Annotated in this window: 19 protein-coding genes; 10 read left to right on the forward strand and 9 right to left on the reverse strand. The window is 74.1% G+C overall.

The features are described from left to right. Positions 1-83 precede the first annotated feature (83 nt). The 8 genes from ABD358_RS14225 to ABD358_RS14260 all read left to right on the forward strand — a co-directional run bounded on the left by ABD358_RS14225 (position 84) and on the right by ABD358_RS14260 (position 8,032). Complete coding sequence (locus ABD358_RS14225; protein ID WP_344631345.1) at positions 84-1,088, forward strand: ABC transporter permease; 1,005 nt, start codon at positions 84-86, stop codon at positions 1,086-1,088. After that, positions 1,088-2,041 (forward strand): ABC transporter permease, encoded by a 954-nt coding sequence (locus ABD358_RS14230; RefSeq protein ID WP_344631346.1) that lies wholly within the window; start codon positions 1,088-1,090, stop codon positions 2,039-2,041. The genes ABD358_RS14225 and ABD358_RS14230 overlap by 1 nt, the downstream gene beginning before the upstream one ends. A gap of 4 nt (positions 2,042-2,045) precedes the next feature. Next, on the forward strand, positions 2,046-3,131 hold the full coding sequence (locus ABD358_RS14235) for an ABC transporter ATP-binding protein (RefSeq protein WP_344631347.1): 1,086 nt from the start codon (positions 2,046-2,048) through the stop codon (positions 3,129-3,131). Continuing rightward, positions 3,128-4,249 carry an ABC transporter ATP-binding protein gene (locus tag ABD358_RS14240; protein ID WP_344631348.1) on the forward strand — a complete coding sequence of 374 codons (1,122 nt, stop codon included), beginning with the start codon at positions 3,128-3,130 and terminating at the stop codon, positions 4,247-4,249. Before ABD358_RS14235 ends, ABD358_RS14240 begins: the two co-directional genes overlap by 4 nt. A gap of 160 nt (positions 4,250-4,409) precedes the next feature. Then, positions 4,410-5,075, forward strand: coding sequence for a trimeric intracellular cation channel family protein (locus ABD358_RS14245; RefSeq protein WP_344631349.1), 666 nt, complete (start codon positions 4,410-4,412; stop codon positions 5,073-5,075). Positions 5,076-5,133: 58 nt separating this feature from the next. Then, positions 5,134-5,967 (forward strand): thioesterase family protein, encoded by an 834-nt coding sequence (locus ABD358_RS14250; protein WP_344631350.1) that lies wholly within the window; start codon positions 5,134-5,136, stop codon positions 5,965-5,967. A 287-nt stretch (positions 5,968-6,254) separates the two neighbouring features. Further along, on the forward strand, positions 6,255-6,731 hold the full coding sequence (locus ABD358_RS14255; RefSeq protein ID WP_344631351.1) for a Dps family protein: 477 nt from the start codon (positions 6,255-6,257) through the stop codon (positions 6,729-6,731). 131 nt (positions 6,732-6,862) lie between these two features. Continuing rightward, the gene (locus ABD358_RS14260; protein WP_344631352.1) at positions 6,863-8,032 is read left to right on the forward strand and encodes a cysteine desulfurase family protein; all 1,170 of its coding nucleotides are present in this window, start codon (positions 6,863-6,865) and stop codon (positions 8,030-8,032) included. A gap of 89 nt (positions 8,033-8,121) precedes the next feature. On the opposite strand, the gene ABD358_RS14265 is transcribed toward ABD358_RS14260, so the two are convergent. Beyond that, a complete protein-coding gene (locus tag ABD358_RS14265) occupies positions 8,122-8,805 on the reverse strand; it encodes an N-acetylmuramoyl-L-alanine amidase (protein WP_344631353.1) in 684 nt (227 codons plus the stop codon). Positions 8,806-8,876: 71 nt separating this feature from the next. Between ABD358_RS14265 and mnmA the strand changes: the two genes are divergently transcribed. Next, on the forward strand, positions 8,877-10,034 hold the full coding sequence (gene mnmA, locus ABD358_RS14270) for a tRNA 2-thiouridine(34) synthase MnmA (RefSeq protein WP_344631354.1): 1,158 nt from the start codon (positions 8,877-8,879) through the stop codon (positions 10,032-10,034). A gap of 81 nt (positions 10,035-10,115) precedes the next feature. Here mnmA and ABD358_RS14275 read toward each other — a convergent pair whose 3' ends face one another. The 5 genes from ABD358_RS14275 to ABD358_RS14295 all read right to left on the reverse strand — a co-directional run bounded on the left by ABD358_RS14275 (position 10,116) and on the right by ABD358_RS14295 (position 13,334). Then, complete coding sequence (locus tag ABD358_RS14275) at positions 10,116-10,982, reverse strand: SDR family oxidoreductase (protein WP_344631355.1); 867 nt, start codon at positions 10,980-10,982, stop codon at positions 10,116-10,118. Between the two features lie 239 nt (positions 10,983-11,221). Continuing rightward, positions 11,222-11,764: an MOSC domain-containing protein gene (locus ABD358_RS14280; RefSeq protein ID WP_344631356.1), complete on the reverse strand. Its 543-nt coding sequence runs from the start codon at positions 11,762-11,764 to the stop codon at positions 11,222-11,224. 178 nt (positions 11,765-11,942) lie between these two features. Then, positions 11,943-12,140, reverse strand: coding sequence for a DUF397 domain-containing protein (locus tag ABD358_RS14285; RefSeq protein ID WP_344631357.1), 198 nt, complete (start codon positions 12,138-12,140; stop codon positions 11,943-11,945). A gap of 132 nt (positions 12,141-12,272) precedes the next feature. Further along, positions 12,273-12,470: a DUF397 domain-containing protein gene (locus ABD358_RS14290; protein ID WP_344631358.1), complete on the reverse strand. Its 198-nt coding sequence runs from the start codon at positions 12,468-12,470 to the stop codon at positions 12,273-12,275. A 12-nt stretch (positions 12,471-12,482) separates the two neighbouring features. Further along, the gene (locus tag ABD358_RS14295; protein ID WP_344631359.1) at positions 12,483-13,334 is read right to left on the reverse strand and encodes a helix-turn-helix domain-containing protein; all 852 of its coding nucleotides are present in this window, start codon (positions 13,332-13,334) and stop codon (positions 12,483-12,485) included. Positions 13,335-13,607: 273 nt separating this feature from the next. Here ABD358_RS14295 and ABD358_RS14300 point away from each other — a divergent pair, with 273 nt between their 5' ends. Then, the gene (locus tag ABD358_RS14300; protein ID WP_344631360.1) at positions 13,608-14,078 is read left to right on the forward strand and encodes an ATP-binding protein; all 471 of its coding nucleotides are present in this window, start codon (positions 13,608-13,610) and stop codon (positions 14,076-14,078) included. Positions 14,079-14,133: 55 nt separating this feature from the next. On the opposite strand, the gene ABD358_RS14305 is transcribed toward ABD358_RS14300, so the two are convergent. The 3 genes from ABD358_RS14305 to ABD358_RS14315 form a co-directional block, all read right to left on the reverse strand. After that, positions 14,134-14,925, reverse strand: a complete 792-nt coding sequence (locus ABD358_RS14305; protein ID WP_344631361.1) for an SDR family NAD(P)-dependent oxidoreductase — start codon at positions 14,923-14,925, stop codon at positions 14,134-14,136. A gap of 114 nt (positions 14,926-15,039) precedes the next feature. Next, on the reverse strand, positions 15,040-16,128 hold the full coding sequence (locus ABD358_RS14310) for a polyprenyl synthetase family protein (protein ID WP_344631362.1): 1,089 nt from the start codon (positions 16,126-16,128) through the stop codon (positions 15,040-15,042). Then, positions 16,125-17,180: a tetratricopeptide repeat protein gene (locus ABD358_RS14315; RefSeq protein ID WP_344631363.1), complete on the reverse strand. Its 1,056-nt coding sequence runs from the start codon at positions 17,178-17,180 to the stop codon at positions 16,125-16,127. Before ABD358_RS14315 ends, ABD358_RS14310 begins: the two co-directional genes overlap by 4 nt. Positions 17,181-17,497 lie beyond the last annotated feature (317 nt).

The following is a 17,497-nucleotide window of genomic DNA, read 5'->3' on the forward strand; positions in this document are numbered from 1 at the left end:
CGCCTGATCGCGCAGGTCCGCCCGGCCACGGCAATCCTGTGGCCGGGCGGACCTGACTGTGAGCAAGAAAGGGGCATCGCGGGGTGTTGCGTCTCGTAGCGCGAAGACTGCTGCAACTCATACCGACCCTGCTGGGTCTGTCCGTTCTGCTGTTCCTCTGGCTGAACCGACTGCCCGGCGGACCCGCGGCGGCCATGCTCGGAGAGCGCGCCACCGCCGCCGACAAGGCCCGCATCGAGGCCGCTCTCGGACTGGACCAGCCGGTGTGGGTCCAGTACGGCCGCTTCCTGAAGCGGCTCTCCGAGCTGGACCTGGGCATCTCCACCCAGACCGGGCGGCCGGTGTGGGACGAGTTCACCCGGGCCTTCCCCGCCACGGTGGAACTGGCCGTCGCGGCCATGCTCATCGCCATCGCCGTCGGCATGCCGCTGGGCTACTTCGCCGCCCGCCGCCGCGGTAGCTGGCTGGACGTGACGGCGGTGTCCGGATCCCTGGTGGGCATCTGCATCCCGGTCTTCTTCCTGGCCTTCATCCTCAAGTCCGTCTTCGCCGTCCAGCTCGGCTGGTTCCCCAGCTTCGGACGGCAGACCACCGGCATCGACGCCACCGAGGTGACCGGCTTCTACGTCCTGGACGGCATCCTCACCGGGGAGTTCGACGCCGCCTGGGACGCGGTCATGCACCTGGTGCTGCCCGCGCTGGCGCTCTCCTCCATCCCGCTGGCGATCATCACCCGCATGACCCGGGCCAGTGTGCTGGAGGTGCTCGGCGAGGACTACGTGCGCACCGCCGAGTCCAAGGGCCTGAGCCGGTCGACGGTGCGCGGCCGCCACGTGCTGCGCAACGCGCTGCTGCCGGTGGTGACCGCCATCGGCCTGCTCACCGGCGGCCTGCTGTCGGGGGCGGTGCTCACCGAGTCGGTCTTCGCCTTCGGCGGCATCGGCTCGTTCATCAAGACCGCCATCGACGAGCACGACTACCCGGTCCTGGTGGGCTTCATCATGTTCATCGCGGCGGCCTACGTCGTCATCAACCTGCTGGTTGACCTCGCGTACAGCATCATCGATCCGAGAGTGCGGGTGCACTGATGAGCACCAAGACCGACAAGATCGACCGGCTCGCGGAGCTCACCGCCGCCACCGAGACCTCCGCGGGCGCCAGCCTGTGGGTCGAGGCGTGGCGCCGGCTGCGGGCCAGCAAGATGGCCGTCATCGGAGCGGTCGTCATCAGTGTGTTCGTGGTGGTGGCGATCGTGGGCCCGTGGGTCGCCCCGTACGACCCCACCGCGCAGCTCTGGCGCGGTGAGGTCCTCCCCAACCAGAACGTCTTCGTCGGCCCCCGCGGCGAGAACTGGCTGGGCCTGGACCACCTGGCCCGCGACGAGTTCTCCCGGATGCTGGTGGGAGCACGGCAGACGCTGCTGGTCGGCGTCGTCGCCACCCTGCTGGGCTTCACCGTGGGCGCCCTGATCGGCGGTGCCTCCGGCGCCGCCCTGGTGCTGGGCGGCAAGGTCGGACGCCGGATCGACACCGTCGTGATGCGCGTCATCGACGTCATGCTGGCGCTGCCCTCCCTGCTGCTGGCCGTGTCCGTCGCGGCGGTGCTGGGCCAGTCCCTGACCACCGTGATGATCGCGGTGGGCGTGGTGCAGATCCCCGTCTTCGCCCGGCTGCTGCGCGGCGCGATGCTGGCGCAGGGCGGCGCGGACTACGTGCTGGCCGCGCAGGCCCTCGGCGTGCGCAAGCGGCGCATCGCGATCGGGCACGTGCTGCCCAACTCGCTGAGCCCGGTGATCGTCCAGGGCACCCTGAGCCTGGCGACCGCCATCATCGAGGCCGCGGCGCTGTCCTACCTGGGCCTGGGCAACCCGGACGCCGCGCAGCCCGAGTGGGGCGTCATGCTGGCCCAGGCGCAGGACTACTTCGACAGCGCACCGATGCTCGCGGTCTACCCCGCGCTGGGCATCATCATCACCGCCCTCGGCTTCACCCTGCTGGGCGAGGCGATGCGGGAAGCCCTCGACCCGAAACTGCGGAGTTGATCACATGGCCCTGCTTTCCGTGGACGAACTGACCGTCACCTTCACCGGCCGCGGACGACGCGACGTGAAGGCCGTGTCGGGTGTGTCCTTCGACGTCGACCAGGGCCAGGTGGTGGGTCTGGTCGGCGAGTCGGGCTGTGGCAAGAGCGTCACCTCGCTGGCCCTGATGGGCCTGCTGCCCTCCAAGGGCGTGACGGTCGGCGGCCGGGCCGACTTCGACGGCACCGACCTGCTGTCCCTCAGCCGGGGGAAGATGCGCGATCTGCGCGGCTCCCAGCTCGCGATGATCTTCCAGGATCCGCTGTCCTCGCTGAACCCGGTGGTGCCCATCGGCGTCCAGGTCACCGAGATCCTGGCCCGGCACCGGGGGATGAAGGGCGAGGCCGCCCGCAAGGAGGCCGCCTCGCTGCTGGACCGGGTGGGCATCCCGGACCCCTCGCGGCGGCTGAAGGAGTACCCGCACCAGCTCTCCGGCGGCATGCGGCAGCGCGCGCTCATCGCGATGGCGGTGGCCTGCGCGCCGCGGCTGCTCATCGCCGACGAGCCGACCACCGCCCTGGACGTGACGATCCAGGCGCAGATCCTCGAACTCCTCAAGGAACTGGTCGACCAGGAGGGCACCGCCCTGCTGATGATCACCCACGACCTGGGGGTGGTCGCCGGCCTGTGCGACCAGGTCAACGTGCTGTACGCGGGCAAGGTGGTGGAGTCCGCGGCGCGCCGCGAGCTGTTCGACGCCCCCACCCACCCGTACGCCCACGGCCTGCTGGGCTCCATCCCCCGGCTCGACGCGCCGCGCGGCGAGCCCCTGAAGCCGATCCGGGGGTCCATCAACGACACGATCGCCTGGGCGGACGGCTGCGCCTTCGCCCCCCGGTGCGACCACTACACCCTCCAGTGCCTGCAGGGCACCCCCGAGCTGAGGGAGCCGCGCACGCCCGGCCACCAGGTGAGGTGCGTGAACCCGGTGTTCTCCGGGGGAGTGGACGAACTGCGCGAGACGGCGCTGGAGAGCGACGCGGCCGAGGCGGCCGGCGTGGCCGGGACGGCCGGCGCGACGGGCGCGGCCGACAAGGAGGCTGGAGCATGAGCCTGCTCGAACTGAACGGCGTGAAGGTCCACTTCCCGGTCAGGAAGGGTCTCCTCGTCGAGCGCACGGTCGGCCACGTCTACGCCGTCGACGGGGTCTCGCTCTCCGTCGAGGCGGGCCAGACCTACGGCCTGGTGGGCGAGTCCGGCTGCGGCAAGACCACGCTCGGCCGGGCGATCCTGCGGCTGGTGGACATCACCGACGGCGAGGTCGTCTTCGACGGCACCGACCTGGCGAAGCTGCCGGGCGAGGAGATGCGCCGCTTCCGCCGCCGGCTCCAGATGGTCTTCCAGGACCCGCTGGGCAGCCTCAACCCCCGGCAGAACATCGAGTCGATCCTCTCCGAGGGGATGGCGGCGCACGGCATCGGCGCGAACCAGGAGGAGCGCCGGGAGCGGATCCGCGAGATCCTGGCGAGGGTCGGGCTCCCCGCCAACGCGCTCTCCCGCTACCCGCACGAGTTCTCCGGCGGCCAGCGGCAGCGCATCGGCATCGCCCGCGCGCTGGTGCTCGAACCGGACGTGATCATCTGCGACGAGCCGGTCTCCGCGCTGGACGTCTCCATCCAGGCGCAGGTGATCAACCTGCTGGAGGAGCTCCAGGAGTCCCTGGGCCTGACCTATGTGGTCATCGCCCACGACCTGGCCGTGGTGCGGCACATCTCCGACGTCGTCGGGGTGATGTACCTGGGGGCGCTGGTGGAGGAGGCGCCCAGCGACACGCTGTACGCCGAGCCCCGGCACCCGTACACCCGGGCGCTGATGTCGGCCGTGCCGGTGCCCGACCCGGAGGTGGAGGACAACCGCGAGCGCATCCTGCTCACCGGCGACCTGCCCTCCCCGGCGGACCCGCCGGCCGGCTGCCGCTTCCACACCCGCTGCCCGTGGAAGCAGGACACGCTCTGCGCCACCGACCGGCCCGAGCTGCGGGACCTGGGCGGCGGGCACCGGGTGGCCTGCCACTGGGCGGAGCAGATCGCGGACGGCACGATCAAGCCCGCGGCGAACGCGGCCACGGTCGTCCCGGCCCCCGCCGCCGAGGAGAAGGACGCCGGGCCGGCCGCCGCCGAGGGTAAGGACGCCGAGCCGGGGGAGAAGGAGACCGCCTCGGCCACCTGAGCGGCTTCCCGGTCCGGGCCCGTGCGTCCGGATCCCCCTTCCGTCCCTCTCCTTTCCCCTCCTCTGTCCGCTCCTCTGTCGCGCCGCCCGCCCCGGCCCGTGCCGCCGGGTCGGGCGGCGCGGTCGTCGGCGGCGCAGGCGCACCTGTTACAACCGGGGGGTGGATCTGTTCACCCCCTCAGTCCAGCACTGGCTCGACCTGGCCGGGATCTTCGTCTTCGCGATCTCCGGCGCGCTGCTCGCCGTCCGCAAGAACTTCGACGTCATAGGCATGGCGGTGCTCGCCGAGGCCACCGCGCTGGGCGGCGGGCTGATCCGGGACGTGCTGATCGGGGCCGTGCCCCCGGCTGCCCTCACCGACCTGGGCTACCTGCTGACCCCGCTGGTCGCCACGGCGCTGGTCTGCTTCCTCCACCCGCAGGTGGAGCGGATCAACCGGGCGGTGATGGTGTTCGACGCGGCGGGCCTGGGCCTGTTCTGCGTCACCGGCACCGTCAAGGCGCACGCGTACGGGCTCGGTCCGGTCGCCTCGGTCGCCATGGGCCTGGCCACGGCCGCGGGCGGCGGCGTCCTGCGGGACGTGCTGGCCAACGAGGTGCCCTCCCTGCTGCGCTGGGACCGCGAGATCTACGCCGTCCCCGCCCTGGTCGGGGCGACGGCGGTGGCGCTGCTGATCCACACCGGTCTGCTGGACGCGGTGACCAGCGCCCTGTCCGCCGCTCTCGCCTTCGGGCTGAGGCTGCTGGCCCTGCGCTACAACCTGCGGGCGCCGCGGGCCTGGCACCGCCGCAGCGGGAGCACCGACCAGGGCGCCGCGGAGGCGTGAGGCCCTGGCCGACCCCCGGCTACCGACCGGTAACAAAATGCCTGTAGGGTGCACTCCCATGACCGAGGCAACCATCGGTACCAGCGCGTTCGACCGCGACACGGCCATCACCCCGCGGGGCGGGGGCGTCTACGACGCCGACCTCTCCGCCGACTGGACCATCGGGCACGCCGTCAACGGCGGCTACCTCCTCGCCCTGGTCGGCCGCGCCCTCGGCGACGCCCTGCCGCACCCCGACCCCTTCACCGTCACCGCGCACTACCTCACCGCCTCCCGCCCCGGCCCGGCGACCGTGCGCACCTCCACCGTCCGCACCGGCCGCACCCTGTCCACCGGCACCGCCTCCCTCGTCCAGACCGACGAGGAGGGCCGGGAGGTCGAGCGCATCCGCGTCCTGGCCTGCTACGGCGACCTGGCCGCGCTGCCCGACGACGTCCGCACCAGCGCCGAGCCGCCGCGGATCCCGCCGTACGAGCACTGCCTCGGGGCCCGCGACGGCATGGACCCGTCGGCGATCCCGCCCATGACCCACCAGATCGACCTGCGGATGGACCCGGCCACCGTCGGCTGGGCGGTGGGCAGGCCCAGCGGACGCGGCGAGGTGCGCGCCTGGTTCGGACTCGCCGACGGCCGCGAACCCGACCCGATCTCCCTGCTGATGACCGTGGACGCCCTGCCGCCCACCGCCTTCGACCTGGGCCTGTCGGGCTGGGTCCCCACCGTGGAGCTCACCGTCCACGTCCGCCGGCGCCCGGCCCCCGGGCCGCTGCGGGTCTCGATCACCACCCGCAACCTGGCCGGCGGCTTCCTGGAGGAGGACGCCGAGGTCTGGGACAGCGAGGACCGGCTGGTCGCCCAGTCCCGCCAGCTCGCCCGCGCCCTGCTGGGCTGAGCCCTCCGCCGGACCCGCCGCCCGGCCCGTCCGGCCCGCACAGCGCACCGCCCGAAGGCCGCCCCCGCGATTCCCCCGGGGGGCGGCCTTCGGCGTGCGCCGGACGCCGGCGGTGTGGGCCGGACGGGTCGGACGGGCCGTCCGGCGCGGCGGCGGCGTTCCGCCGGTGCGGGCGGTGTGTGAGGCGTACGGATGAGAGTGGAGAGGAATCTCGTGGGTAGCCGAGGAAAGGACGAAAACTAGTCAAATACGACAGGCGCCGCGAGAGAAGCGAAGGTGGTCAACGGATGTACGCCGTGAAGAGCACGCTGCCCGATCAGGACCTCAAGATCGTCGGCGAGGCGCTCCAGGGCGCGCTGGTCGACCTGGTCGACCTGTCCCTGGTGGCCAAGCAGATCCACTGGACCGTGATCGGGCCCCGCTTCCGCTCCATCCACCTCCAGCTCGACGAGGTCGTGGAGACCGCGCGCACCTACTCCGACACCGTCGCCGAACGCGCCGCGGCCCTGGGCCTGGCCCCCGACGGCCGTGCGGCCAGCGTCGCCGCCGGCACGGGCATCACCGGTGTGGAGAGCGGCTGGCACAAGGACGACAAGGCCGTCGAGGTCATGGTCGGCGCCCTGGCCGCCGTCGTGAACCGGATGCGCGAGCGCATGGAGGTCACCGAGAAGCCGGACCCGGTCACCCAGGACATCTTCATCGAGCTCATCGCCGCACTGGAGAAGCACCACTGGATGTTCCAGGCCGAGCACAAGATCGCCTGAGACCGCACGACCACCGCCTGCCGCGTGATGGCGAGACACGCGGCGGAGCGGCCCCCAGGAGCGAGGACCGGCCGGACCAGGCCGGTCCTCGCTCCCGTGTCCGCCGGTGCGGCTCGTAGAATCGGGGAACCATGGCCTACCTCGACCACGCCGCCACCACCCCCATGCTCCCGGAGGCGGTGCAGGCGATGACCGCCCAGCTCGGCCTCACCGGCAACGCCTCCTCCCTCCACGCGGCGGGACGGCGGGCCCGGCGCACCGTGGAGGAGGCCCGCGAGACGCTCGCCGCCGCACTGGGAGCGCGGCCGAGCGAGGTCGTCCTCACCTCCGGCGGCACCGAGGCCGACAACCTCGCCGTCAAGGGCCTGTACTGGGCGCGGCGCGCCGCCGACCCCGCCCGCAGGCGCGTCCTGGCCAGCCCCGTCGAGCACCACGCGGTGCTCGACGCCGTCCACTGGCTCGCCGACCACGAGGGCGCCCTCGTGGAGTGGCTGCCGGTCGACCCCCTGGGGCGGGTGCACCCCGACGCGCTGCGCGAGGCGATCGGACGGAACCCCGGCGACGTGGCGCTGGCCACCGTGATGTGGGCGAACAACGAGATCGGCACCCTCCAGCCCGTCGCCGAACTCGCCGCCGTGGCCCGGGAGGCCGGGATCCCGATGCACGCGGACGCCGTCCAGGCCGTCGGCCAGGTCCCGGTGGACTTCGCGGCCTCGGGGCTGGCCGCGATGACCGTCAGCGGCCACAAGATCGGCGGCCCCTACGGCACCGGGGCGCTGCTGCTGGGCCGCGAGTGGTCCCCCACCCCGCTGCTGCACGGCGGCGGCCAGGAGCGCGACGTGCGCTCCGGCACCCTCGACGTGCCCGCCGTCGCCGCCTTCGCGGTCGCCGCGCGGATCGCCGTCGACCGCCGCGAGGAGTTCGCCCGGGAGGTCGGCGCCCTGCGCGACGCGCTGATCGAGGCCGTGCGCGAGGCGGTGCCCGACGCCGTCCTCGGCGGCGACCCCGACCCGGACGGGCGGCTGCCGGCCAACGCGCACTTCGCCTTCCCCGGCTGCGAGGGCGACTCCCTGCTGCTGCTCCTCGACGCCCAGGGCATCGAGTGCTCCACGGGCTCGGCCTGCACCGCCGGCGTGGCCCAGCCCAGCCATGTGGTGCTGGCCACCGGCACCGACCCGGACCTGGCCCGCGGCACCCTGCGCTTCTCCCTCGGCCACACCTCCACCAAGGCCGACGTGGACGCGGTGGCCGCCGCCATCGGCCCGGCCGTGGAGCGGGCCCGGGGCGCCGGCCTGAGCTGAGCCGCCGCACCGGGAGCGGGCGCCGGCGGCGTGCGCGCCGCCCGCCGCGCCGCCCGGTGCTCCCGGATTCCCGCGCGAGACCGGGGAGTTCAGGCCTTGCGGACGGGCACCGCCCGGACCATCCGCAGGTACCGGTCCCAGTCCCAGTGCGGTCCGGGGTCGGTGTGGTCGGCGCCGGGGACCTCGGCGTGGCCGACGATGTGCTTCCGGTCCCTGGGCAGGCCGTACCGGTCGCATATCCCCGCGGCCAGCTCGGCCGACGCGCGGTAGGTGGCGTCGGTGATGGTGCCGGGGCGCTCCACGAAGCCCTCGTGCTCGATGCCTATGCTCCGCTCGTTGTACGCGCGGTTGCCCGCGTGGTAGGCCACGTCCAGCTCCCGCACCGTCTGCGCCACGTGCCCGTCGGCGGTCCGCACCACGTAGTGGGCGGCGGCGCCGTGGGCGGGGTCCTGGAAGACCTTCAGGGCCACGTCGTAGCCGCCCTGGATGACGTGGATCACGACCCGGTCGATGGTGTAGTCGTACGGCCGGTCGGCCCGCCGCCAGTTCGCCGGGGACGCCGGTACCCACTCCGCGCCCGGATGGTCCACCTCGCCCTCCGTCCGGGGCCGGTTCACGCCCGGCACCCGCCACCACAGGTGGGACACGTCGTCGCGGGCCGCGTAGCCGAGGGCGCCCAGGCCCACCGCCGCGCCGCCGATCAGCAGGGCGCGGCGGCCGACCGGCCCGCCCTTCCGTCCCGCCCGCCGGCCGGGGGTCTCTCTCTCGCTCACGGCCCGCACAACGCTCGGATCACCCGTTCGGTTCCACCGGCCCGCGCGCGGCCCCGTACCCTGGGAGCGCTATGACTGACACGCCGCACGCGCCGAACCCCGCGCCCCGCCTCCGCGTCCTCGCCGCCATGTCCGGCGGCGTCGACTCCGCCGTCGCCGCCGCCCGCGCGGTGGAGGCGGGCCACGACGTCACCGGCGTCCACCTCGCCCTGTCGGCGAACCCGCAGTCCTTCCGCACCGGCGCCCGCGGCTGCTGCACGATCGAGGACTCCCGCGACGCCCGCCGCGCCGCCGACGTCATCGGCATCCCCTTCTACGTGTGGGACCTAGCCGAGCGCTTCCGGCAGGACGTGGTGGAGGACTTCATCGCCGAGTACGAGGCGGGCCGCACCCCCAACCCCTGCCTGCGCTGCAACGAGAAGATCAAGTTCGCGGCGCTGCTGGACAAGGCCCTCGCGCTGGGCTTCGACGCGGTGTGCACCGGCCACTACGCCACCATCGTGGTCCGCGAGGACGGAACCCGCGAACTGCACCGCGCAGCCGACGACGCCAAGGACCAGAGCTACGTCCTGGGCGTGCTCGACGAGCGGCAGCTCGCCCACGCCATGTTCCCCCTCGGCGACACCCCCACCACCAAGGAGGAGATCCGCGCCGAGGCCGAGCGCCGCGGCCTGGCGGTGGCCCGCAAGCCCGACAGCCACGACATCTGCTTCATCGCCGACGGCGACACCCAGGGGTTCCTCGCCAGGCACCTGGGCACCTCCGAGGGCGACATCGTCGACGAGGCGGGCAACAAGCTCGGCACCCACTCGGGCGCGTACGGCTTCACCGTCGGGCAGCGCAAGGGCCTGCGCATCGGCCACCCCGCCCCCGACGGCAAGCCGCGCTACGTCCTGGACATCTCCCCGGTGGACAACACCGTCACCGTCGGCCCCGCGTCCTCCCTGGACGTGGTCGCCCTGACGGCCATCCGCCCCCGCTGGTGCGGCGCCCCGCCCGCCGGACCCGGCGCCTACACCGCCCAGTTCCGCGCGCACGGCGGCGAGACGCCGGTGACGGCGGAGCCGGTGGACGGCCCGGACGGCGCGAAGCTGCGCGTCACGTTCGCCGAGCCGGTCCGCGGCGTCGCCCCGGGCCAGGCGATCGTCCTCTACGACGGCACCCGCGTCGTCGGCTCGGCCACCATCGCCGCCACCGAGCGCCGCGGGGCGGCGGGCGTCCGGGGCTGAGGCGTCCGGGGACGGCCGTCGCCGCCGGGCGGCCGCCGGTTCCCGTCCCGTGTGCGGCCGCCGCACACGGGACGGGGCGGGTCAGCCCTTCAGGAGCGCGGCGAGGGTGTCGCGCAGCGGGGTGGTGGGGCGGCCGGTCAGGCGGGACAGGTCGCCGGGGGTGTCGCCGAGGTCGCCGGCGGCGATGGCGGTGTCGGTGTCGGCGAGGAACCGCGCCGTCCCCTCGGGCAGCCCGGCGCCGGTGAGGGCCTTGGCGTACTCGTCGGCGGGCAGGTTCCGGTAGACGACCTCGGTGCCGGAGACGTCGGTGACGGCGGCGGCCAGTTCGGCCATCGTCCAGGCGGTGTCGCCGGACAGCTCGTACACCGCGCCCGCGTGGGCCGAGGCGTCCTCGTCGGCCAGGACGGCGGCGGCCGCCGCCGCGTAGTCGGCGCGGGCGGCCGAGGCGATCCGGCCGTCCCCGGCGGCCCCGGTGATCACACCGGTGGCCAGGCCCTGGCGGACGGCCTGCTCGTAGTTCTCGGTGTACCAGCCGTTGCGGAGCAGGACGTGGGGCAGCCCGGAGGCGTGCAGGTACTCCTCGGTGGCCCGGTGCTCCGGCACGACCGGGACGGTGGCGGTGTCGGCGTGGAGGACGCTGGTGTAGGCGAGCAGTTCCGCTCCGGCGGCCTTCGCGGCGTCGACGGCGGCCCGGTGCTGCGGGACCCGCCGGCCGACCTCGCTGCCGGAGACCAGCAGCACCCTGCGCGCCCCCTCGAACGCGGCGGTCAGGGTGCCGGGCCGGTCGTAGTCGGCCTCGCGGACCCGCACGCCCCGCTCCGCGAGGTCGGCGGCCTTCTCCGGCGAGCGGACGGCGGCGACGATCCGGGACGCGGGCACGCCGCGCTCCAGGAGGGCGGCGACGACGAGACGGCCGAGCTGCCCGGTGGCTCCGGTGACGACGATCATGGATGCTTCCTCGCTGCGGTGACGTAGGGGAGGGACGGGCACGGGAGCACCGCCCCGGTACACGCAGGAGGAACCAGCAGGTCCGCGCCGATGTTCCGCCGGTCACCGCCGCGAGCCGGCGCGTCGCCGGACGGAGGTACGCCGTCCGGCGTCCGCGTGGGTGACCGCCCTTCCCCGCCCCCGCGCACCGGACGCCTGCTCCCGGAACCCCGCCGTCCCGGCCTCCGGGCCGGCCGGGGTCAGACCCGGTCCAGGGGCCGGTGCGGCCCGTCCGGCAGTTCGACCCCGATCGCGTCGCCGGGACGCACCACGCCGCCCGTCCGCACGACGCCCATCACCCCGGCCTTGCGGATGACGTTCCCGTCCGCGTCGCGGCCGAGCACCTGCTTCAGCAGCCCGTTCTGGAAGTTGTCGATCTGGAGGCACGGGTTGCGCAGACCGGTCAGCTCCACCACGGCCTCGCCGCCGATGCGCAGCAGCGTGCCGGTGGGCAGGCCGAGCAGGTCGATGCCGCGGGTGGTGATGTTCTCGCCGAGCTCGCCGGGCCGCACCTTGAACCCCGCCTCCCCGACCTCGTCGAACAACTCCTCGTGGATCAGGTGCACCTGGCGCAGGTTCGGCTGGGTGGGGTCCTTGGCGACGCGCGAGCGGTGCTTGACCGTCACCCCCGCGTGGGCGTCCCCCTCCACCCCGAGCCCGGCGAGCAGCGTGATGCTGTCCCGGTTCGGCTTGGTGAACGAGTGCGTGCCGTTGCTGCTGACTGCCGTGACCGTTCCGCTCATTGAGCGGCCCCCCTTCGTCGTTGGTGGCGAAGTCCTGCCGCGAGCCTAGCCGGAGTTCCCGGTGGCGTGGAGGGCGCGGGCGGCCGTCCCGCGCAGGTACGCCACCGGCTCCGGCGGCCTCGGCCGGCACCGCCTTCCGGCCCGGGGACCGGAAGGCGGTGCCGGCCGTGCCGGGGAGTCACCTGGTGAGGTGGTCCAGCTCCCCGGCCCTGGCGGTGCGCAGGAGGGCGCGGAAGGCGGCGCGGTCGGCGGTGAGGGTGCGGGCGGGGTCGGTGCTCTCGCGCATGGCTATGCCGTCGCCGTCGGCGGCGACCTCCACGCAGTTGTTGCCGCCGCCGCCGGAGAACGAGGACTTCTGCCAGGAGAGTTCGGACACCGCTGTTCCTCTCGCACGTCTCACACGTCGCGGATGATCGAGAGGATGAAATCCCGTGACTGCGCGGGAGGCAAGGCGTGCCGCTCGATCAGGTCCAGCAGGGCGCGGTAGTTGGCCAGCGGTGCCGGGGAGTCACCTGGTGAGGTGGTCCAGCTCCCCGGCCCTGGCGGTGCGCAGGAGGGCGCGGAAGGCGGCGCGGTCGGCGGTGAGGGTGCGGGTGGGGTCGGTGCTCTCGCGCATGGCTATGCCGTCGCCGTCGGCGGCGACCTCCACGCAGTTGTTGCCGCCCGCTTCGGAGAAGGACGACTTGACCCACACGGGTTCGGGCATGGACGGCACCTCTCACAGGTCTCTGGCGATTGCGCCGATGAAGTCCCTCGACGCCTCGGGAGCCAGCGCGGCTTTCTCGATCAGTTCCAACCGTGCCCGGAAATTGGCCAGTTGGGTTGGAGAGTCGATGAACACCGCGCCGGTGGGCGAGTCCATGTGCACGGTATCAAGGCGCGGGTTCGGCGCCTCCGCGTAGAGGACGGAGTCTCCGGCCATCGGAAACCCGCCGGCCGCGAACGGGATCACGAGGAGTGTGACGTTGTCGCGTTCGCTCTCCTCCAGCAGGCGGTTGAGCTGGGCTCGGGCGACCTTCCTGCCGCCGAACTGCATCCTCAGCGCGGCCTCGTGGATGACGCCCACATAGGGGGTGGCTCTGTCGCCGGTGACCACGGCCTGCCGGGCGAGGCGGTGCGCCACGCGCAGTTCCACTTCGAGACGCGGCAGCGGAGGCACGAGGAGTTCGAAGATCGCCCTCGCGTGGTCCTCGGTCTGGAACAGGCCCGGGAGGTGGGCGGTCTGGACCGTGCGCAGCCGCACCGCGTAGTGCTCGATCTCGGACACGTCGAGGAAGTCCGGCGGGATCTTGCCCCGGTACTCCTCCCACCAGTGGACCCTCCGCCCTCCGGTCATCCCTGCCAGGGTGTCCACGAGCGCCTGGTCGGAGCACTCGTAGATGCTCGCCAGACGACGCAGGCGTTCCTCGCTGATGCCGAAGCGGCCCGCCTCGATGTTGGAGATCATCGTCCGGTTCGTTCCCAGCAGGCCGGCCGCGGTCTCCGCGGACATGCCGATCTCCTCGCGCAGCCGTCTCAGTTCGGTGCCGAACCGCCGCTGGAGGACCGTCGGGGTTTGCCTTGGTGCCATGTGCCTTCTCCCTGTCCGCGCACAGTCTGTGCGATGTCCGGTGCGGCGGTCCACGAGATCACCAAGGGTTAACTCGTTCTGATTACTTTGGTAGCACGCGTTATGAAAACGCCTCTACGGTGAGGCCCGCACCACCGCGCCGTGCCGCCCGGCGTGCAGCGGAAGCGCACCGTTCGCCCATGCCCGGGAGGGCGGAACGGCAGGCCACCGCCCGCGCCCCCACCGTGGCGCGATCGCACGGCGCGACCGACACCCACCCCACCGGAGGACCGCGTGAGCACGCCGTTTCCGTCGCCGATCCCGTTCGCCGAACCCTGGGAGTACGAGCTGCGCTTCCCCCGCGACCCGCGCGGGCCGGGGATCGCCAGAGCCGCCCTGCGCGCCGTGCTGTCCGCGCACGGACTGCGCGAACTGGCGCCCCGCGCCGAGCTGCTGACCTCCGAACTGGCCACCAACTCCGTCCGCTACTGCGAGCGCGCCGCCGCCGTGCGGCTCCAGTGGGCGCACCCGGTGCTGCGGGTCAGCGTCTGGGACGCCGACCCGCAGGTCCCCGCGCCCGTCTCGCCCCCGCCCCCTCCCGACGCGGAGCGCGGGCGCGGCCTGCTGATCCTCGACGTGCTCGCCGACCGGTGGGGCGGCTGCCCGGCCGGGGGCGGGCCCGCGGGGCCGGGCGGCAAGACCGTCTGGTTCGAACTGGCCTGGGACGAACCGCCGACCCCGCCCGTCCCCGCGACCGCCGCCTGACGGACGCGGGGCGTGACGGCCCCGGGGACGGGCCGGCCCCGGGGACGGGCCGGGCCTACGCGCCGCCGTCGAGCGGCAGGACCGCGCCGGTCAGATAGCCCGAGCACGGACTGGCCAGGAACGCGACCAGGTCGGCGCATTCGCGGGGGCGGCCGAGACGGCCGACGTCGTTGGGGCCGAAGGCGGCGATCGCCTTCGGCTCGATCTCCTCCACGGTGTCGCCCCAGCCGTACTGCCGGCCCGCCTCGAACAGCATGCTCTCCACGGGCGGGGTGACGAAGCCCCCCGCCGCGATCGCGTTCGACGTCACCCCGGTGTGCCTCAACTCGCGTGCCAGGGACCGGGCGAGGGCGCTCCGTGCGGCGCTGGCCGCGACGTAGTGCGGGTAGCCCGCCACGGGCAGTCGGCCGACGAGGCTGCCGATCTGGATCACCCGCCCCCACCCGCGCTCCCGCATGCCGGGGACGAAGCGCCGGATCATGCGCACGCCGGAGATGACGTTGACGTTGTAGATCTCGGCCCACGCCTCGGGGGACGTGGTGTCCCAACCCAGCGTGATGTCGTAGGAACCGGCGTTGTTGACGAGGATGTCCACGGGCGCGCCGCTCGCGTCGACCGCGTCCCGGACCGCGTCGGCTCCCGCGTCCGTGGCCAGGTCGCCGATCGCGGCGGTGGCGTCACCGCCGCCGTCCCGGATGGACTCGGCCACCGCCTCGGTCCTGGCCTCGTCCCGCCCGTGGACGACGACGGAGGCGCCCTCGGCGGCCAGCACCCGGGCGATCTCCTTCCCGAGTCCGCTGCTCGCGCCCGTCACCAGGGCCCGCCGGCCGCCGAGTCCCAAGTCCATGTGCGTCCCCTCTCCCGGGGCCCGGACGGGCCGCCGCGTCCGATGGTGGGGCGGCGGGGGCGGGCCGCCAAGACCGGAACCGGACACGTGGGGGCCGGACCGGGGCCGAGCGGCTCACAGCCGGCGGTGGAGGAGGAAGTCCAGCAGCGTCCGCAGGTCGCCGAGCGGTCGCGGTGCCAGCGGCACCGACTCCAGACAGGCGTGCACCGCGGCGATGTGACGGTGCGCCTCGGCCAGGGCCGCCGAGCGGCCGCCCGCCTCCTCGGCCAGGTCCGCCGCCCGGCGGGCACCGTCGTGGTCGAGGGCGTCCGCGCCCTCCAGGAGGCCGGCGAGCCGCCGGGCGGCCAAACCGCCCGCCGCCCCCTCCGGGGTGCTCAGGGCGGCCAGCACCGGCAGGGTCTTCTTGCGCCGCCGCAGATCGCCGTGCGCGGGCTTCCCCGTGACGCGGGGGTCGCCCCAGATGCCCAGGACGTCGTCCACGATCTGGAAGGCGACGCCGAGGTGCCGGCCCGCCCGGTCCAGGGTGGCGACGGTCTCCTCGGGGGCCCCGGCGAGCAGGGCGCCCAGCGCGGCGGCACTGCCCAGCAGGGCTCCCGTCTTGTGCTCGGCCATCATTCGGTACTCGTCGGGCCGCACCGCGCCGGGGCCCCGCCAGGGACGTGACTCGAACAGCAGGTCGTCGGCCTGGCCCCGCACCAGATCGGTCAGGGACGCGGCCAGCAGCCGGACGGCCGCCGGGCCGTGGGCTCCCGGCGCGGCGGCCAGCGTCTCCACCGCGAGGGCGAACAGCGCGTCGCCCGCCAGCACCGCCGGGCCGGTTCCGTACGCCTTCCACACGGTGGGGCGGCGGCGCCGGGTCGTGTCGCCGTCCATCACGTCGTCGTGGAGGAGCGAGAAGGTGTGCACCAGCTCCACCGCCACCGCGCCCGCCGAACCCGCCTCGCCCGGTGCGCCGACGGCCTCGGCGCCGAGCACGGCGAGCGCCTGACGCAGGCCCTTGCCGCCCGTCGCGCCGGGGGCGGGCGCGCCGCCCACCTCGCACCAGCCCAGGGAGTACGCGGCCATCTCGGCGGGCCACGGGTGCAGCCGCTCGACGGCCGCCGCCAGCGCGGGCCCCACCAGCCGCCGGCAGCGCTCCAGGACGTCCGGGGCCGTCGGGGCAACGCCGTCCGCCTCCACCGGAACCGCGGTCGCCGCCGTCACCGTCCGGCCTCCGGTCCCGCGGCCCGGTGCCCGACGCCCAGCTCCTCGTACGCGGCCAGCACCATGCGCCGGGAGTGCCGCAACCCGATCCGCTCCAGGTCGCGGGCGAGCGAGGCCAGGTCGGCGGCCGTCTCCTCGCGGTCGCGGCCCAGCCGTGCCAGGGACTTGACCAGCCCCAGCCGGGCGAGCGCCTCGCCCCTGGGCTCGCCCATCTCCCGGAACTCCGCCAGGGCCTGTTCGTACAGGTCGCGGGCCTCGGCCCAGCGGGCGGCGCGGTACAGGACGTTGCCCCGCATCTTGTGGTTGTAGGCGAGCGCGCCGGCCAGGCGCATCTCCCGGCAGGCCGCCTCCGCCTCGCTCAGCAGCTCCAGGGCGCGGTCGGTGTCCTTGTCGCGGGCGGAGAGGATGTCGGCCAGGCCGCGCAGGGCCCAGGCGTGCCCCCGCCGGTCGTCGGCCCGCTCGGCTATCCCGGCCGCCTCGGCGAACAGCGCGTACGCCGAGTCGTACGAGCCGTTGTTGCGGTGCATCTGCGCGATGCCCTCCAGCGCCCACACCGTGTGCCGGGCCTCGCCCCGCCTCCGGGCCTCGGCCAGGAGCTGCTCGTGGAGCGCGCCCACGGCCTCGTAGTCGCCCTGGATGCGCCCGGTCTCCGCCAGCCCCGCGAGCGAGTAGCCGCGCGCCACGACGTCCCCGCCCCGCTCGCCGAGTTCGGCCGCGAGGGAGAGGAGCCGCCAGGAGAGGGCCAGGGCGCCGCGCTGCCGGGCCAGGGTGCCGCCGCTCCACAGCGCCCACGCCATGGCCGCGGTGTCCCCGGCCGAGCGGGCGGCGCGGTAACTCGCCTTCCACGCGCGGTCGGCCTCGGCCACGTTCCCCAGCCTGCGGTGCGCCTCGGCGACCGCCAGCCCCGAGCGGGCCGCCTCGGCGGCCGACCCCTCGCGCTCCGCCGCCCTCAGCCGTTCGGTGCCCGCCGCCAGCACGTCGGCCAGGGACGCGTTCACCGACAGTCCGGTCAGAGCGCCCTGGTACTCGGGGGCGAATGCCTTGCCGTACATGGTGCCTTTCCTTCCGCCGCCGGACGGACGTCGGAGCCCTCCGCGTCCCGGCCCGGCGACATGCGTATGCAATGCGTGTATACATACAGCGTATACACGACGTGTATAGCGGATCGGACGGGCCGCCGGAACCCGGGAACCACGGGCCGCGATCCCGCCGACCGCTCCTGCGGGCGACAGGACGCACACCGAGCGGAACGGGTTGCCTCCGCGGCGTGGACCGGCGACGTGAAGGCGCACTCCTTCGGAGCAGTAGAAAAGTACGCCGGGCGCCTCCCGCCCATACTGGCGCCACCGGCTCGTCGACCGAGCGACAC

The sequence above is a fragment of the Streptomyces glaucosporus genome (genome assembly GCF_039533345.1).
In the GTDB taxonomy this organism is placed as follows: Bacteria; Actinomycetota; Actinomycetes; order Streptomycetales; family Streptomycetaceae; genus Streptomyces; species Streptomyces glaucosporus.

Bases quoted from the DNA above. Each gene is read 5' to 3' on its own strand.
- ABD358_RS14230 (WP_344631346.1), top strand. From the start codon at position 1,088: ATGAGCACCAAGACCGACAAGATCGACCGGCTCGCGGAGCTCACCGCC.
- ABD358_RS14235 (WP_344631347.1), top strand. From the start codon at position 2,046: ATGGCCCTGCTTTCCGTGGACGAACTGACCGTCACCTTCACCGGCCGC.
- ABD358_RS14240 (WP_344631348.1), top strand. From the start codon at position 3,128: ATGAGCCTGCTCGAACTGAACGGCGTGAAGGTCCACTTCCCGGTCAGG.
- ABD358_RS14250 (WP_344631350.1), top strand. From the start codon at position 5,134: ATGACCGAGGCAACCATCGGTACCAGCGCGTTCGACCGCGACACGGCC.
- ABD358_RS14255 (WP_344631351.1), top strand. From the start codon at position 6,255: ATGTACGCCGTGAAGAGCACGCTGCCCGATCAGGACCTCAAGATCGTC.
- ABD358_RS14260 (WP_344631352.1), top strand. From the start codon at position 6,863: ATGGCCTACCTCGACCACGCCGCCACCACCCCCATGCTCCCGGAGGCG.
- mnmA (WP_344631354.1), top strand. From the start codon at position 8,877: ATGACTGACACGCCGCACGCGCCGAACCCCGCGCCCCGCCTCCGCGTC.
- ABD358_RS14275 (WP_344631355.1), bottom strand. From the start codon at position 10,982: ATGATCGTCGTCACCGGAGCCACCGGGCAGCTCGGCCGTCTCGTCGTC.
- ABD358_RS14280 (WP_344631356.1), bottom strand. From the start codon at position 11,764: ATGAGCGGAACGGTCACGGCAGTCAGCAGCAACGGCACGCACTCGTTC.
- ABD358_RS14290 (WP_344631358.1), bottom strand. From the start codon at position 12,470: ATGCCCGAACCCGTGTGGGTCAAGTCGTCCTTCTCCGAAGCGGGCGGC.
- ABD358_RS14295 (WP_344631359.1), bottom strand. From the start codon at position 13,334: ATGGCACCAAGGCAAACCCCGACGGTCCTCCAGCGGCGGTTCGGCACC.
- ABD358_RS14305 (WP_344631361.1), bottom strand. From the start codon at position 14,925: ATGGACTTGGGACTCGGCGGCCGGCGGGCCCTGGTGACGGGCGCGAGC.
- ABD358_RS14315 (WP_344631363.1), bottom strand. From the start codon at position 17,180: ATGTACGGCAAGGCATTCGCCCCCGAGTACCAGGGCGCTCTGACCGGA.